This is a genomic window from Adlercreutzia sp. DFI.6.23 (genome assembly GCF_024462535.1).
Taxonomy (GTDB): domain Bacteria; phylum Actinomycetota; class Coriobacteriia; order Coriobacteriales; family Eggerthellaceae; genus Adlercreutzia; species Adlercreutzia rubneri.
In genome coordinates this window covers 1-415 of the sequence record NZ_JANGBP010000157.1, presented here as the reverse complement: position 1 = coordinate 415, position 415 = coordinate 1, and the positions used below count along the sequence as shown (strand labels likewise).

Below are 415 nucleotides of genomic sequence, written 5' to 3'. Positions count from 1 at the left end.
CTTGCAGATGGCGCCGGTCACGCGGCCGCCATCGACGAGGAGTTGCACGGCCTCAGTGAGGTTGCGGTACTCACCGCCGCTGCTCACCACCTCCTGCTGGAGGTTCGCGATCATGGCCTTCGTTGCCGCATACCAGTCGCCGTCGTCGGCGACGGCGCCCTCGTCGGGCCATAACTCCACAACGTGCACGTAGTTCTTGAAGTGGTCGCTGTTGCTCTTCATGGCGATGACTTGGGGAACGAATCCGTAGCCGCGGGCCTTCTCGAGGTACCAGTCGCCGGCGGCTCCGGATTCGCTCATGAAGCGATAGACTTTGTCGCCACGGCAGCGATGGCAGGACTTCTCCATGTGGTCGCACACCACTTCATACACATCCACGGGCTCGATGTTCTTTTCGGCCATGATACCGGGATTG

Annotated in this window: 1 protein-coding gene; it reads right to left on the bottom strand. The window is 61.4% G+C overall.

Going from position 1 to position 415, the window contains the following annotated elements:
- The coding region (locus tag NE591_RS12790; RefSeq protein WP_256156805.1) for a hypothetical protein at positions 1-415 on the bottom strand (415 nt) is incomplete at both ends.